Source organism: Rhodococcus sp. UNC363MFTsu5.1 (genome assembly GCF_000686785.1).
Classification (GTDB): domain Bacteria; phylum Actinomycetota; class Actinomycetes; order Mycobacteriales; family Mycobacteriaceae; genus Rhodococcus_G; species Rhodococcus_G maanshanensis.
On record NZ_KK366015.1, the window covers coordinates 89,605 to 103,567 of the forward strand.

Annotated in this window: 11 protein-coding genes; 2 read left to right on the plus strand and 9 right to left on the minus strand. The window is 70.0% G+C overall.

The features are described 5' to 3' along the window. Window positions 1-2: 2 nt before the first annotated feature. Both BR31_RS0125650 and BR31_RS0125655 read right to left on the minus strand, forming a co-directional pair. Window positions 3-1,013, minus strand: coding sequence for a 1-aminocyclopropane-1-carboxylate deaminase/D-cysteine desulfhydrase (locus tag BR31_RS0125650; RefSeq protein WP_027503438.1), 1,011 nt, complete (start codon window positions 1,011-1,013; stop codon window positions 3-5). 8 nt (window positions 1,014-1,021) lie between these two features. Then, window positions 1,022-1,474 (minus strand): HIT family protein, encoded by a 453-nt coding sequence (locus BR31_RS0125655; protein ID WP_027503439.1) that lies wholly within the window; start codon window positions 1,472-1,474, stop codon window positions 1,022-1,024. A gap of 109 nt (window positions 1,475-1,583) precedes the next feature. On the opposite strand from BR31_RS0125655, the gene BR31_RS0125660 reads away from it, so the two are divergent. After that, on the plus strand, window positions 1,584-3,059 hold the full coding sequence (locus tag BR31_RS0125660) for an FAD-dependent oxidoreductase (RefSeq protein WP_051637746.1): 1,476 nt from the start codon (window positions 1,584-1,586) through the stop codon (window positions 3,057-3,059). A gap of 9 nt (window positions 3,060-3,068) precedes the next feature. Here BR31_RS0125660 and BR31_RS0125665 read toward each other — a convergent pair whose 3' ends face one another. Beyond that, window positions 3,069-4,916 carry an ABC transporter ATP-binding protein gene (locus BR31_RS0125665; RefSeq protein WP_051637747.1) on the minus strand — a complete coding sequence of 616 codons (1,848 nt, stop codon included), beginning with the start codon at window positions 4,914-4,916 and terminating at the stop codon, window positions 3,069-3,071. 87 nt (window positions 4,917-5,003) lie between these two features. On the opposite strand from BR31_RS0125665, the gene BR31_RS0125670 reads away from it, so the two are divergent. Continuing rightward, the gene (locus BR31_RS0125670) at window positions 5,004-5,423 is read left to right on the plus strand and encodes a MarR family winged helix-turn-helix transcriptional regulator (protein ID WP_027503442.1); all 420 of its coding nucleotides are present in this window, start codon (window positions 5,004-5,006) and stop codon (window positions 5,421-5,423) included. A 62-nt stretch (window positions 5,424-5,485) separates the two neighbouring features. On the opposite strand, the gene purB is transcribed toward BR31_RS0125670, so the two are convergent. The 6 genes from purB to purD all read right to left on the minus strand — a co-directional run bounded on the left by purB (window position 5,486) and on the right by purD (window position 13,960). Then, a complete protein-coding gene (purB, locus tag BR31_RS0125675; RefSeq protein ID WP_027503443.1) occupies window positions 5,486-6,907 on the minus strand; it encodes an adenylosuccinate lyase in 1,422 nt (473 codons plus the stop codon). A gap of 61 nt (window positions 6,908-6,968) precedes the next feature. Next, the gene (locus tag BR31_RS0125680) at window positions 6,969-7,589 is read right to left on the minus strand and encodes a TetR/AcrR family transcriptional regulator (RefSeq protein ID WP_027503444.1); all 621 of its coding nucleotides are present in this window, start codon (window positions 7,587-7,589) and stop codon (window positions 6,969-6,971) included. A 76-nt stretch (window positions 7,590-7,665) separates the two neighbouring features. Then, entirely contained in the window at window positions 7,666-8,835 is a 1,170-nt protein-coding gene (locus BR31_RS0125685) for a pyridoxal phosphate-dependent aminotransferase (protein ID WP_027503445.1), read from the minus strand. A gap of 128 nt (window positions 8,836-8,963) precedes the next feature. After that, on the minus strand, window positions 8,964-10,547 hold the full coding sequence (locus BR31_RS0125690; protein ID WP_197023714.1) for a GMC oxidoreductase: 1,584 nt from the start codon (window positions 10,545-10,547) through the stop codon (window positions 8,964-8,966). Between the two features lie 322 nt (window positions 10,548-10,869). Continuing rightward, window positions 10,870-12,459, minus strand: a complete 1,590-nt coding sequence (locus BR31_RS0125695) for a GMC oxidoreductase (RefSeq protein WP_197023720.1) — start codon at window positions 12,457-12,459, stop codon at window positions 10,870-10,872. A gap of 247 nt (window positions 12,460-12,706) precedes the next feature. Further along, complete coding sequence (purD, locus tag BR31_RS0125700) at window positions 12,707-13,960, minus strand: phosphoribosylamine--glycine ligase (protein WP_027503448.1); 1,254 nt, start codon at window positions 13,958-13,960, stop codon at window positions 12,707-12,709. Window positions 13,961-13,963: the final 3 nt, after the last annotated feature.

Sequence of the window (13,963 nt, forward strand, 5' to 3'; positions counted from 1 at the left end):
GCTCAGTCCCCCCGCGGGCCGTAGGTGTCGACCACGAGCACGGGCCCGTCGCCCAGGGTGCCGTCCGCGTCCATCGCGAGCGCGCCCGCGAGCGCCTTCGCGGTGTAGACGGGGTCGAGGGTCAGCCCGTGGTCGGCGCCGACCCGCAGCGCGGCCGATCCCTCCGGCGTGCCGAACCCGTATCCGGGACCGAGCCAGTCGCGGGTCACCGTGATCGCTCCCGGCTCGAACTCGACTGGGCCGAGCGCGGCCCCGCGCCGGGTGAGCAGCCGCGCGGTCTTGCGTGCCAGCCCGACCAGGTCCCGCTCGGCCAGCGGCAGGGTGTCGTTGACGACCACCCCGACCACCCTGGTACGCAGGCCGGCCAGGTGCAGTCCGAGCAGCAGCCCGGCGGCGGTGCCGCCCGAACCCACCGGCGTCACCACGTGCGTCGGTTCCGGCATCGCGCCCGCCTCGACCTGCGCGGCCAGCTCCAGCGCGGCCTCCACGTAGCCGAGCGTCCCGAGGGGTGAGGATCCGCCGGCGGGCAGGAAGTAGGGCAGGTGCCCGCCGCGCGTGTGCCGCACCATCAGCCACGGCGCCGCCGCGATGGTGCGGGCCTTCGTCCGGGTGAAATGCAGTGCGGCACCGGAGCGCCTCAGACGTTCGAGCTGCGCGTGCACGTGTTCGTCCATCGGCTGATCGATCAGGGCCAGGGCCGTGTCGATGCCGAACTCGTGGGCGTACAGGGCCGTCGCCAGCCCCCAGTTGGTGCCCTGGCCGCCGACGCTGAAGATCTGCCGGGAACCACGGGCGAGGACATCCGGGATGATCCACTCCAGCTTGCGTACCTTGTTGCCGCCCCAGCCGCCCGCGCCGTAGACGCCCTCGTCCTTGCACCACAGCCGGTCCGCCCGGCCGAGCCCCTCCAGGTGGGCGATCGGAGTCGGGCCGGAGCCGAGCCTGCGGTACGGGAGGGTCGCCTCGAGCTCCGGGAAGAGCCGGTGCAGCGCGGGGCCGGTCGTCTGGTCCATGCGGGCGCCTAGACCGAGTCGAGCCGGCGGCGGAGCGCGCCTGCCAGATAGTCGAGATCCGGCCGACGTGCGGCAACGGGCCTGCCGCGGAGACCGAAACCGTCGCCGGGGGTGCGCGGGATGACGTGCAGGTGCACGTGGAAGACCTCCTGGCCGGCGACGGCGCCGTCGGCGAGGAAGAGGTTCACCCCGTCGGCCCGCGGACCGTCTGCGGGCAGACCCGTTGCGTCGGTGCCGTTGTCCCGCAATGCGGCAGCCAATCGCTGGCCGACGGCGAAGATCCGGCCGCCGTCCTCCGGGTCGAGTTGCGCGAGCCCCGACGCGTGCCGCTTCGGGACCACCAGCAGGTGGCCGGGGGTGAACGGGCGGATGTCCATGAACGCCACGGTGTGCTCGTCCTCGTACACGACGCTCGCCTCCGCCTCGCGCGCGATGATGGCACAAAATATGCAGTGGCTCATGGGGATTGATGATAGGCCCCATCGACATCCCGGTGGACGGGCAATCCCCTTCTCGCGCCGCCGCGGCGGTCCTAGCGTGTGCCCACCGACAGTGGATGGGAGTTGTGACATGAGCGCACGCAATCCGGTGGCGCCCCTCGAAGCGGGCGACGCCGAACACTTCGATCACGAAACCGATGTCCTGATCGTCGGCTACGGCTGCGCTGGCGCGGCCGCGGCCCTGGAGGCAACCGCCGCGGGCGCCGAGGTCGTCATCCTGGAGAAGGCGAGCGGCGGCGGCGGATCGTCGGCGCTGTCCGGCGGCGAGATGTACCTCGGCGGCGGTACCGAGATCCAACGGGCCTGCGGATTCGAGGACACCGCGCAGGACATGGAGGCGTTCCTGCTGGCCGCCCTCGGACCCGACGCCGACAAGGAGAAGGTCGGCCTCTACAGCCGCGACAGCGTGGATCACCACCGATGGCTGGTCGATCACGGCGTGCCGTTCAAGCCGTCGCTGTGGAGCTCCCCCACCTGGGTGCCGCCGACCGACGACGGCCTGATGTGGATGGGCGAGAACTCCTATCCCTTTGCGGAACTCGCCAAGCCCGCGCCCCGCGGGCACCGCGTCACCTCGGACGGGTTCGGCGGCAAGGTCCTGATGCAGAAGCTGACCGAGGCCGTCGCGGCCACCGACGCGGCGGTGCACACCGACACCTACGCGACCCGGCTGATCGTCGAGGGCGGCCGGGTGGTCGGCGTCGTCGCCCGTCAGTACGGCAAGACGTACGCCTACCGGGCGCGCCGCGGCGTGGTGCTCACCACCGGCGGGTTCGCCGACAACGCGGAGATGGTCGCGCAGCACGCCCCGCAGCTGGTGGGGCTCGGTGTCAACAGCGACGGCGGCGACGACGGCCGCGGCATCGTGATGGCCCAGGCCGTCGGCGCCGCCGTCAAGCACATGTCCGCAGGGCAGGTGGGCATCTCGCTGATCCCCGGGATGATGGTGCGCGGCATGATCGTCAACAGCGTCGGCCAGCGCTTCATCAACGAGGACGTCTACCCCGGACTGGTGGGGCAGGCGGCGCTGTACAGGCACGGGCTGAAGGTGTGGGTGATCCTCGACGAGCAGGCCTACGAGAAGGTGCCGGTCGACGAACGCTGGGGCGTACAACCGCATTTCGTGGCCGAGACGCTCGAGGATCTGGAACAGCAGATCGGCATGCCGCCGGGCTCGCTGGTCACCACCGTCGGCGAGTACAACCGGCACGCCGCCGAGGGCGAGGACCCGTACTTCCACAAGTCCGCGACGTGGCTGCGTCCGCTGCAGTCGCCGTTCGCCGCGATCGACGTCCAGCGCGGCATCGCCCCGCCGGAGTACGGCGAGGCGGGCCGCGGCGGCGCAGAGGTGTTCACCATCGGCGGTCTGTGCACCACCGTCGACGGCCACGTTCTCGACCTCGACGGCGACCCGATCCCCGGCCTGTACGGGGCCGGGCGGGCCACCTCCGGTCTGCACTCGTGGGGCTACATCAGCGGGACCTCGCTCGGCGACGGAACCTTCTTCGGCCGCCGGGCCGGGGTCGCCGCCGCCAGGGCCGACTGAGGCGATCGGTCAGCGCGCGAGGGCCAGCGCGTCGGACGGCACGGCCGCCCGCGCCAGCAACCGCGCGTACCGACCGCCGAGCTCGACCAGCTCCGCGTGGGTGCCGCGTTCGGCGACGCGTCCGCGATCGAGCACGACGATCTGGTCCGCGTCGCGGATCGTGGACAGCCGGTGCGCGATGGTGATGGTGGTGCGTCCCCGGCTGACGGTGTCGAGCGCGGCCTGCACGGCCCGCTCGGTCTCGTTGTCCAGCGCGCTGGTCGCCTCGTCGAGGATCAGCACCCGCGGGTCGCGCAGCAGGGTGCGGGCGATCGCGATGCGCTGCTTCTCGCCACCCGAGAACCGGTGACCGCGCGCGCCGACGACGGTGTCGTAGCCGTCGGGCAGGGAGGCGATCAGCTCGTGCACCTGGGCGTCGCGCGCCGCCGCCTCTATGTCGGCGTCGGTGGCGTCGGGCCTGGCGTGCCGCAGGTTCTCGCGGATGGTGGCGTGCAGCAGGTACGTCTCCTGGGACACGACGCCGACCAGTTCGGACAGTTCCGCGAGCCGGATCGACCGCAGGTCGACCCCGTCGATGCTCACCGAACCGGAGCTCGGGTCGTGGAGCCGGGCCACCAGGGACGCGAGAGTGGTCTTGCCCGAACCGGTTTCGCCGACAAGCGCGAGCGAGGAACCGGCGGGCACCTCGATGCTGACGGAGTCGAGGGCGTTCCGGTCCGCTCCCTCGTAGCGGAAGCCGATGTCGGCCAGCCGAACCGAGCCCGCCACGTCCTCGCGGCGCAGGTGCACGGGGTGCTCGGGGTCGTCGATCTCGACGGGGAGGTCGAGGTACTCGAAGATGCGGCTGAACAGGGCGAGCGAACTGGTCACCGAGACGCCGACGTCGAGCAGGCTCATCAGCGGCCGGAACAGCGCCGCCTGCAGCCCGGTGAACGCCACCAGGGTGCCGATGGTCATGCCGCCGGAGGTGGCAGGCAGTCCCGCCGCGAGGTAGAGCAGCGCCGGGATGGCGGCGAAGACGATGTTCATCGTGGCCATCCGCCAGCGTCCGGAGAGCTGCGACCTGACCTCGAGATCGGCCAGGCGGTGCGAGGTGTCCGCGAAGCGCTCCGACATCGCCGGACCCGCCCCCAGCGTCTTGCCGAGCTGGATTCCGCTGATGGACAGGGACTCCTCGATCTGGGTCTGCATGTCGGCGAGGGTGCGCTGGCGCTGCGCGGTGATCTCCCGTCGCATCCGGGCGACCTTGCGGGTCAACCAGATCGCGGGCGGGAGCACGATCAGCGAGAGCAGCGAGAGCCGCCAGCTCAGCACGGCCATCGCGATGGACGTGCCGACGACGGTGGTGACGTTGGAGGCGATCGAGGTGGCGGTCGAGGTGACCACTGTCTGCATGCCGCCGATGTCGTTGGTGAGGCGGGACTGGACCTCCCCTCCCCTGGTGCGGGTGAAGAAGCCGAGCGACTGCCGCTGCAGGTGGGCGAACACCTTGGTCCGGAGTCCGTGCATGATGCGCTGGCCGACCGTGGTGGAGATCCAGGTCTGCACGACGCCGAGCACCGAGCCGACGACGGTCACGGCGAGCATGCCGATCACCGCCCACACCAACAGCGTGACGTCCTGGTCGGGAATGGCCCTGTCGATGACGGCGCGGACCAGGAACGGGTTGGCCAGTGAGACGGCGGATGCCGCGATGATCAGCACGGTGACCAGCGCGATCTGCGGGCGGTAGGGCGAGAACAGGGCGCCGATCCGGCGCAGGCTCACCGGCGACTCGGCCAGCTGGGCGCGGTCGGCGGGATCGATCTTGCGTGAGCGGGGACCCGGTCCGGGCTCGCCGCTTCGGGGGCTTGTCATACAACCACCCCTCTCGTATGTCGGGGTCAGACATACTGAGGTTCCCTCACTATGAGGTAGCTGTCAAGTGAGGTAGCCTGAGTCACCATGGACCAGCGCCACCCCGACGCCCTCCGGGACCTCGTGATGTCCAGCGCCCGCGCCCTGCGCCGACGCTGGTTCGTCGCGCTGGAGCCGTGGCAGCTGTCCCCGCACGAGTACCGCGCGCTCCACGTGATCGGCCGCGACACGGACCGGCAACCGCGGCTCGGCGACGTCGCGAAGGCGCTGCGCATCGCGCCGCGGTCCGCGACCGAGGTCGTCGACAGGCTCGAGGAACGCGGGCTCAGTGAGCGGGTCCCGGACGCCGCCGACCGGCGCGCCACGTGCGTGCGCCTGACCGAGGCCGGCCGCCGCATCATCGGCGAGCTCGAGACCGCGCGCGCCGCCGACGCCGAGGACTTCTTCGCGCCGTTGGACGAGCACGATCGCGCCGAGCTGCGCCGCATCCTCGACAAATTGCGCTGACGCGCCCGTGAGTCCTTCTGGCCCGAGTGGGGGCCACAAGGACTCACGGGCGGCGCAGCCGCCTAGAGGATGGGCGAGGGCTTGTAGCCCGCCGCCTCGGGGTTCTGCTCCACGAGCAGGCCGACCCGGCGCACCACCGTGGCCACCTGGGACTCGGCCGCGCCGATGAAGGCGGACTTGTCTTCCAGCGCGGCGTCCAGCTGCGCGCGGTCCAGCGGGAAGCGGTCGTCGGCGGCCAAGCGGTCGAGCAGGTCCGGCTCGCGGCCGTCCTCACGCATCGCCAGCGCGACGGCGACGGCGTGCTCCTTGATGACCTCGTGCGCGGTCTCGCGGCCGGTGCCCGCGCGCACGGCGGCCATCAGCATCCGGGTGGTGGCCAGGAACGGCAGGTAGCGGGTGAGCTCCTTCTCGATCACCGCCGGGTACGCGCCGAACTCGTCGAGCACGGTCAGGAAGGTCTCGATCTGTCCGTCGATCGCGAAGAACGCGTCGGGCAGCGCCACCCGGCGGACCACCGAGCAGAACACGTCGCCCTCGTTCCACTGCGCGCCGGCCAGTTCCGCGGCCATCGACGCGTAGCCGCGCAGCACGACCTGCAGGCCGTTGACGCGCTCGCACGAACGGGTGTTCATCTTGTGCGGCATCGCGGACGAGCCGACCTGGCCGGGCTGGAAGCCCTCGGTGACCAGCTCGTGACCCGCCATCAGGCGGATGGTGTGCGCGAACGAGGACGGACCGGCACCCACCTGCACCAGCGCGGACAGCACGTCGTGGTCGAGCGAGCGCGGGTAGACCTGGCCAACGCTGGTCAGCACGTGCGCGAAGCCGAGGTGCTCGGCGACCTTCGCCTCGAGGAAGTCGAGCTTCTCGGTGTCGCCACCGAGCAGGTCGAGCATGTCCTGGGCGGTGCCCATCGGGCCCTTGATGCCGCGCAGCGGGTACCGGTCGATCAGCTCGCGCAGGCGGGTCAGCGCGACCAGCATCTCGTCGGCTGCGGAGGCGAAACGCTTGCCGAGGGTGGTGGCCTGTGCGGCGACGTTGTGGCTGCGGCCCGCCATCACCAGCGAGGAGTACTCGGCGGCCTTCTCCGCGAGCCGCGCCGCGACCGCGACGCCGTGCGCGTACACGTGCTCGAGCGAACGGAAGACCTGCAGCTGCTCGACGTTCTCGGTGAGGTCGCGACTGGTCAGGCCCTTGTGCACGTGCTCGTGTCCGGCGAGGGCGTTGAACTCCTCGATCCGCGCCTTCACGTCGTGCCGGGTCACCCGCTCCCGGTCCGCGATGGAGTCGAGGTCCACCTGCTCGAGGACCCGCTCGTAGTCGGCGAGCGCATCCTCGGGCACGTCGATGCCGAGCGAGGCCTGCGCCCGCAGCACCGCCAGCCACAGCTGACGCTCCAGCACGATCTTGTGCTCGGGCGACCACAGCTCCCTCAGGTCGGGGCTGGCGTATCGGTTGGCAAGGACGTTGGGGATGCGGCTCACGAGCGCCCAGTTTACGGCCGCCGCCCGCAGGACCGGCAGCCGCGCCACCCCGGGCGGGCGGCTACGACTCCGGTTCCTCCGGCGGGAGCGGCGGCGCGGCCACATCGATGACCTCCGACAGCATCTCCCTTGCCAACTGCTCGGGGTCGGGATCGGACTCGCTCAGCGCCCCGACGACGGCCCCGTCCACCACGCAGATCAGCCTGCGCAGTCCCTCCTGCCGGACCTGCCGCCCGGATCGGCGCAGCACCTCACCGAGGGCATCGTCGAACTGGATCCGTAACCGCCGCTGCACCTCCTGCAGCTGGGGGTGCCGCGCGGAGGCGATGAAGCACTCGTACCGGGCGATGAGGTGTTCCCGCGCAGCGCCCTCGATCGGGCCGACCAGCAGCTCGATGATCAGTTCGACGACGGCCGCCGCGTCGCGGTCGGCCTGCGTGATCTCGTCGATCCGGGCGCGCATGGCGTCCATCTCCCGGCTGCCGCTCAGCTCCACGGCCCGCGCGATCAGGTCGTCGAGGGACTCGAAGTAGTACGTCGTCGACGCCAGCGGCAGGCCGGCGCGCTGGGCCACCGCCCGATGGCGGACCGCCTCGAACCCGCCCTCGAGCATCAGATCCGCCGCGGCCTCGACGAGCGCCATCCGGCGTCGTTCGCCCTTGGGAGTCGCCGCGGAAGACACCCGGCCCATCGTGCCAGCGGAAGCGCTGCGCCGAGTCGATTTCGCTGGAGCGGGTGCGGGCGAGGCCGCCGTCCCGTCAGTGTCCGAGTGCAGCACTGCGCCCCAATCGCTCCAGCGCCTCTTCGACATCGGCCGTCGCGCCCGCGAACGAGATCCGCACGGTCCGGTCGCCGCGGACCGTGTCGAAGTCGACGCCCGGCGCCAGCGCCACCCCGGTCTCCCGGAGCAGTTCCGCGCACCACGACGTCGAATCGTCGGTCAGGTGTCCGATGTCGGCGTAGGCGTAGAACGCGCCGTCGGCAGGGGCCAAGTCCGTGATGCCAAGCCGCGGCAGCGCGGCCAGCACCAGGTCGCGGTTGGCCGCGTACCGCCGCACGTGCCCGTCCAGCTCGGCCATGGACTCGTCGGTGAAGGCCGCGACCGCCGCGTACTGCGAGATCGCGGGCGGGCACACCGTCATGTTCGACGCGAGCCGCTGCAGCGCCCGCCGCAGCCCGGTGGGCACCAGCATCCAGCCAAGCCGCCAGCCGGTCATCGAGAAGTACTTGGAGACCGAGCCGATCACGACCGCCTCGCGCGAGGTCTCCCATGCCGACGCGGTCGCCGAGGTGCCGGAACCGAACTCGATCCCGTGGTAGATCTCGTCGGAGATCAGCAGGGTGCCGTGGTCCTCGCACCAGCGCGCGAGGGCGGCGAGTTCGGCCGGGTCGATGACGGTGCCGGTCGGGTTCGCCGGGCTGGCGACGACCAGGCCCGCCGGCGGCTCGTCCAGCGCCTCGAGCATCGCGACGGTCGGCTGGAAGCGGGTGTCCGGTCCGCAGTCGAGTTCGATCACGCGACAGCCGAGCGCGGTCAGCGTGTTGCGGTACGCCGGGTAGCCGGGCCGCGCCACGACCACCGTGTCGCCTGCGTCGAAGGCCGCGAGGAAGATCAGCGTGAAGGCGCCGGAGGAGCCGGTGGTCACCACGACGTCATCGGGATCGACCGCGATCGACGACTTCGTGCTGTGGTAGCCGGCGATCGCCTCCCGCAGCGGCAGGATCCCGAACGTCTCGGTGTAGCCGAGTAATTGGGTGTCGAGGGCCTCGCGCGCCGCACGCAGCACCGGGCCGGGCGCCTGGGTGGACGGCTGCCCCGCGGCCAGCGTCAGGACGTCGCCGTGGGTTCGGGCCCGCTCGGTGGCGGCCTTCCAGACGTCCATGACATGGAAGGTGGGGACCTGGGATCGCTCGGACTCTGCTCGCACCGGGACGAGGCTAGCGCGCCCGGGCGATTTGCCCGAGCGATACCGCGACAGCGGCCCCGAGGAACAGATCCTCGGGGCCGCTGTCGGCAGGGGGGGGTGTTGCTATTCGGTACCGATCGTCCTCGCCATCAGTGCATGTCGCTCGCGACGATCGTGGCGATGTTCCGCTCCGCGAGCGCAGTGATGGTGACGAACGGGTTGACGCCCAGGTTTCCGGGAACCAGCGCGCCGTCCATCACGTACAGGCCCGGGTGTCCGTGCAGCCGGCCGTAGTTGTCGGTGGCCTTGTTCAGGATGGCGCCGCCGAGGGGGTGGTAGGTCAGCCCGTCACCCCAGACCTTGTACCCACCGAACATGTCGGTGCGGTAGATCGTGCCCTCCTTGGAGTTGATCTTGTCGAAGATCCGCTTCGCCATGTTGATGCCGGGCTGGTTCTGCGAGGCCTGCCACGACAGTCCGACCTTGCCGGTCGACGAGTTGTACTGGAACTGGCCGCGTTCCGGGTTCTTGGTGATCGCCAGGTAGAGGCTGATGAACAGGTCGGCTCCGGCCGGGAACGGCGCGATCTCCGCGAACGCCGGTCCCCCGGCGTCGTCCCAGTTGTCGATGCCCATCGTCGGGATCGACGACTGCTTGCCGCCCGTCGCGTCCCACAGGTGGTTGGCACGGGCGACCATGACGTTGCCGTTGTTGCCCCAGCCCTGACCGACCTCGCCCGAGAGGTTCGGCAGGTGCCCCTGCGCCTTCATCGCCACCAGCAGCTTGCTGGTGCCCACGCTGCCCGCCGCGAAGAACACCTTGTCCGCGGTGACCGTCTTCGTCGCGACGACACCGCCCTGCTCGTTGATCTGCTCCATCTCGACGGAGTAGCCGGCCCCGCTCGGCACGACCTTGGTGACGCGGTGCAGCGTGGTGATGGTGACCTTGCCGGTCGACGCGGCCTGCGCAAGATACGTCTTGGGCAACGACTTCTTGCCATAGTGGTTACCGAAGATGACCTCGCCGGCGAGGGCGGACTTGGGGACCGAGCCCGCCGCCTCCTGCTTCATGTAGTTCATGTCGTACACATTCGGGACGAACACCGTCTTGAAGCCGGACCGTTCGGCGGTCTTGCGACCCGTGCGCGCGAACTTGTACCACTCGGTCGACTCGAACCAGGCCGGGTCGATGTTGTTGACCCCAAGACCGGTGTTGGCCCGCGGGAAGAAGACGTTGTACATCTCGTTGGAGTCGACCGAGGGAAGCAGTTCCTCGAAGTAGCCGCGCCTTGGCGTCACGGCCATGCCGCCGTTGACCAGGGAGCCGCCACCGACGCCGCGACCCTGGTAGACGTTGATCCCGCCCATGTTCTCGCAGTCGAGGATTCCGACGTACTTCTCGATGGGCTTGTCGATCGAGACGCCCATGAAGTGCGAGACCGGTTGCGCCGTGCGATCCCTCAGCCAGAATCCACGCTTGTCCGGCGAGGTGGTGGAGGTGAAGACCCCCGAGGTGGCCGTGCCCCAGTCCCGGCCCATCTCGACGATGTGGGTGTCGATGCCCGCCTGCGCCAGCCGCAGTGCGGTCACCGCGCCGCCGTAGCCGCTGCCGATGATCAGGGCGGGCACCCGGTCACCGGTGTTGAGGGCGCGGCGCGGCGATGCCGCGGCGGTGGTCGCGCTCAGGGTCGGCGCGAGGGCGACGGCGCCTGCCGCCAGACCCGTCGCCGCCATGAACCTTCTTCGGGAGAACTGCGATTTCGTGGTCGCCGTAAAGCTTCGCGACGCCTGATGTTCGGTCAACGGAACCTCTCTGATCACGAGCCAATAAAGTAGAACTCGTTATACAGCCGTAACAGCATCGAGATTCGCAATACCGACCGGTAATAAATCGAGAACCCACAGCTCATATCCGATTATTCGAAATTCCTGTGCCGCAGCGTTATCACCAGTACTGTTCAACGTTTCTCCCGCGCCGGGGGCGCCCCGCGCAGGCCGAGACCACAGCGGGGCGCCCCCGGTTCTCACGAGAACGCGTTCACCGATTCGGACGGATCTAGTGCAGATCGTTCGCGACGATCGTGGCCATGTTCCGCTCCGCGAGCGCGGTGATGGTGACGAACGGGTTGACGCCGACATTGCCCGGCACCAGCGACCCGTCCATCACGTACAGGCCCGGGTACTCGGGCAGCCGCCCGAAGTTGTCGGTCGCCTGGTTCAGGATGCATCCGCCGAGGGGGTGGTAGGTCAGCCCGTCGCCCCACGTTTTGTAGACACCGAACAGGTCGGTGCGGTAGATCGTGCCCTCCTTGGAATTGATCTTGTCGAACACCCGCTTGGCCATGTTGATGCCGGGCTGGTTCTGCGAGGCCTGCCAGGACAGCCCGACCTTGCCGGTCGACGAGTTGTACTGGAACTGGGCACGTTCCGGGTTCTTGGTGATCGCCAGGTACAGGCTGACCCACAGCTCGGTGCCCGCAGGGAACGGCGCGATCTCCGCAAAGACCGGACCGGCCGGGTCGGCCCAGTTGTCGATGCCCATCGTCGGGATCGACGACTGCTTGGCACCGGTCGGGTCCCAGCCCTGGTTGGCCCGGCCGACCATGATGTTGCCGTTGTTGCCCCAGCCCTGACCGACCGCGCCGGGGAGGTTCGGCAGGTGACCCTGCGCCTTCATCGCCACCAGCAGCTTGCTGGTGCCGACGCTGCCCGCCGCGAAGAAGACCTTGTCCGCGGTGACCGTCTTGGTCGCGACGGTGTTGCCCTGCTCGTCGATCTGCTTCATCTCGACCGAGTACCCGCCGCCGCTGGCGGCAGGCGCCACCTTGGTCACCTCGTGCAGCGTGGTGATGGTGAGCTTGCCGGTGGCCGATGCCTGCGCCAGATAGGTCTTGTCCAGCGACTTCTTGCCTGCGTTGTTGCCGTAGATGACCTCGCCCGCCAGCGCGGACTTGGCGACCTGACCCGCGTCCTCCTTCTTCATGTAGTCGAAGTCGTAGACGTTGGGCACGAAGGTCGTCTGGAATCCGGAGCGCTGCGCGGTCTTCCTGCCGACCCGGGCGAACTGGTAGTAGTCGGTGGACTCGAACCAGGCCTGGTCGATGTTGTTCACGCCGAGACCTGCGTTCGCTCTCGGGAAGAAGGTCCCGTACATCTCGTTGGAGTCGACCGAGGGCAGGATCTCCTCGAAGTACCCGCGCTTGGGCGTCACCGCCATGCCGCCGTTGGCCAGCGAACCGCCGCCGACGCCGCGGCCCTGGTAGACGTTGATCCCGCCCATGTTCTCGCAGTCGAGCACGCCGGTGTACTTCTCGATGTCCTTGTCCACCGAGCCACCCGAGAAGTGCGAAACCGGCTGCGCCGTACGGGTCCTCAACCAGTAGGCCCGCTTATCCGGGGTGAGCATCGGGGAGAAGATCTTGCCGTCGGAGCCGGGCGTCGTCCAAGCCCGTCCCATCTCGATGATGTGGGTGTCGATACCCGCCTGCGTCAGCCGCAGCGCGGCCACCGCGCCGCCGTACCCGCTGCCGATGATCAGGGCAGGCACCCGGTCACCGGTGTTGAGGGCGCGCCGCGGCGACGCCGCCGCGGCGGTCCACGAGGAGGAGAGCGCCGCGGCCCCCACCGCGAGACCCGTTGCCGCCATGAACTTCCTGCGGGAGAGCTGGGGATTGAAAGTGGTCGCTGCCTTGCCGCGCGACGCCTGGTACTCGCTCAACGGAACCTCTCTGTCAGGGCCAACAAAACTGGAACCTGTTATACGAGAGATGTTGCACGTTACCGTTCGGTAATCCGGCCGTCGCTCACACTCCGGAACGGATCGCGGAAACGCCTGTGCGAGAACACGATCACCGGTACGGTTTTACGCTAAAGCGACCTGGACCAGCGTCCACCTAGATGCTGATGCGGCCCTCGACGGCGGCGAGCCCGATGTCGCGGCGGAAGTGCCCGCCGGGCAGCCGCACCTCGGCGAGCTTGGCGTAGGCGTCCTCGCGGGCGCTCGTCAGGTCGGTCCCGACCCCGACGACGCTGAGCACCCGGCCGCCGGAGGACACCACGGCGCCGTCCTCACGCAGGCCGGTGCCCGCGTGCAGCACACCGTCCGCATCCGAGCCGTTGATCACGTCGCCCGTGCGGGGGCGTCCCGGGTAGTTCTCGGCGGCCAGCACCACGGTCACCGCGGCACCGTCGCGCCAGCGCAGCGGGGCCACCTCGGCGAGGGTGCCGGTGGCGGTGGCGTTCAGCAACTCACCGAGCGGGGACTCCAGCAGCGCCAGCACGGCCTGGGTCTCCGGGTCGCCGAAGCGGCAGTTGAACTCGACGACGGCGGGGCCGTCCTTGCCGATCGCGAGCCCGGCATAAAGCAGCCCCGAGAAGCCGCTGCCGCGCCTGACCAGCTCCGCGGCCACCGGGACGACGACCTCGTCGACGATCTGGGTCACCGTCTCCTCGGGCAGCCACGGCAGCGGGGTGTAGGCACCCATGCCGCCGGTGTTCGGCCCGGTGTCGCCGTCGCCGACCCGCTTGTGGTCCTGCGCGGGCAGCAGCGGGACCACCGTCTCGCCATCGACCAGGCAGAACAGCGACACCTCCGGCCCGTCGAGGTACGACTCCAGCAGGACCGGGTGCCCGGTCTCGAGCAGCTCGGCGGCGTGATCGCGGGCCGCGCCGCGGTCGGTGGTGACGACGACGCCCTTGCCTGCCGCCAGCCCGTCGTCCTTGACCACCCAGTGCGGACCGAAGCGGTCGAGGGCCTCGTCCAGGTTGGCCGGGCTGTCGACGATCTCGCTGTGCGCGGTCCGCACGCCCGCCGCCGCCATCACGTCCTTCGCGAACGCCTTGGAGCCCTCGATCCGGGCGGCGTCGGCGGACGGCCCGAAGCACGCGATCCCTGCCGCGCGGACGGCGTCGGCGACACCGACCACCAGCGGCACCTCGGGGCCGATCACGACCAGGTCCGCGGCGACCTTCTGCGCCAGCGCCACCACGGCCTCCCCGGACGCGACGTCCACGGGGTGCTGCTCGGCGATCTTCGCGATCCCGGCGTTGCCGGGTGCGGCGAACAGGGCCGTCACACCCGGGTCGCGCCCGAGGGCGAGAAGAAGGGCATGTTCACGGGCTCCGGAGCCGATAACGAGTACGCGCACGGG

Excerpts from the sequence above, each read along its gene's own strand:
- BR31_RS0125650 (WP_027503438.1), bottom strand. The coding sequence starts at position 1,013 with ATGGACCAGACGACCGGCCCCGCGCTGCACCGGCTCTTCCCGGAGCTC.
- BR31_RS0125655 (WP_027503439.1), bottom strand. The coding sequence starts at position 1,474 with ATGAGCCACTGCATATTTTGTGCCATCATCGCGCGCGAGGCGGAGGCG.
- BR31_RS0125660 (WP_051637746.1), top strand. The coding sequence starts at position 1,584 with ATGAGCGCACGCAATCCGGTGGCGCCCCTCGAAGCGGGCGACGCCGAA.
- BR31_RS0125665 (WP_051637747.1), bottom strand. The coding sequence starts at position 4,916 with ATGACAAGCCCCCGAAGCGGCGAGCCCGGACCGGGTCCCCGCTCACGC.
- BR31_RS0125670 (WP_027503442.1), top strand. The coding sequence starts at position 5,004 with ATGGACCAGCGCCACCCCGACGCCCTCCGGGACCTCGTGATGTCCAGC.
- BR31_RS0125690 (WP_197023714.1), bottom strand. The coding sequence starts at position 10,547 with ATGGCGGCGACGGGTCTGGCGGCAGGCGCCGTCGCCCTCGCGCCGACC.
- BR31_RS0125695 (WP_197023720.1), bottom strand. The coding sequence starts at position 12,459 with ATGGCGGCAACGGGTCTCGCGGTGGGGGCCGCGGCGCTCTCCTCCTCG.